Source organism: uncultured Mycobacterium sp., assembly GCF_964249325.1.
In the GTDB taxonomy this organism is placed as follows: Bacteria; Actinomycetota; Actinomycetes; order Mycobacteriales; family Mycobacteriaceae; genus Mycobacterium.
In genome coordinates this window covers 8,985-9,857 of record NZ_CAXUCH010000165.1, presented here as the reverse complement: position 1 = coordinate 9,857, position 873 = coordinate 8,985, and the positions used below count along the sequence as shown (strand labels likewise).

Annotated in this window: 1 protein-coding gene and 1 pseudogene (1 of these 2 cut by a window edge); both read right to left on the bottom strand. The window is 67.0% G+C overall.

Going from position 1 to position 873, the window contains the following annotated elements:
• On the bottom strand, positions 1-668 hold a 668-nt coding region (locus ACFE99_RS18025), incomplete at its 3' end, for a PPE family protein (RefSeq protein WP_375487642.1).
• A 56-nt stretch (positions 669-724) separates the two neighbouring features.
• Positions 725-873, bottom strand: a pseudogene (locus tag ACFE99_RS18020) (PE family protein) (it continues 169 nt past the right edge of the window).

Sequence of the window (873 nt, the reverse complement as noted above, 5' to 3'; positions counted from 1 at the left end):
ACCAACGTCATCTGTCCGAGGATGTCCCCGAGCTGCGTCGGATCGGATGCAGCGGGCGTCGCCAGGGCGGACTGCAAGCTGTTCATCGAGGACATCGCCTTCGACAGCGTTGACTGCGCCGATGTACCAGTCGCGCTGCCAGCCGCTTGGGTCACCGCTGCGGCCTGAATTGCCTGGCCAGCGGGATTGGTGTTCGATGCCGGCGCGGCGAACGGCGCCATCTTCGTCGCGGCCGCGGACTGGCCGGCGTAGCTATACATCGCGGCAGCGTTCTGGGCCCACATCTGGGCGTACTGCGCCTGGAGTTGCGCGATCACCGGAGTATTTTGACCGAGAACGTTTGTCGCCACGAGTTGCGCGGTCTGGGCGCGGTTCTCCAGAACGAGAGGTGGCGGCACGACCGCGGCGTGCGCTGCCTCGTAGGCGGCGGCCGCCGCCCGTGCGCTGGTGGCCGCCTGCTCGGCCTGCGCGGCCGTACTGCTCATCCACGCCACGTATGGCGCGGCTGCATTCGCCATCGATGTCGATGCTGGCCCCAGCCATTCCTCGTTGGCCAGTTGTGTGATCACCGTGTTGTACCCGGTCGCGGCCGAATTCAACTCGGCGGCAAGCGCATTCCAGGACGACGCGGCAGCCTGCAACGGCGCGGATCCGGGGCCGGCATACATCAGGGCAGAGGTGATTTCCGGCGGCAGCGCCCCCAAGTCAAGCACTAGTCCCCTCCTTAGCGGGCCGCAACCGCGTTGGCGGCCTCGGTGGCTGCGTACGATCCGGCGCTGGTGCCCAACGTGCTCACAAACATGTCGTGAATTGCGGTGGCCTGAGCAGTGACCGCCTGATACATCTGGGCGTGCGCGACGAACTGCGCGGCCG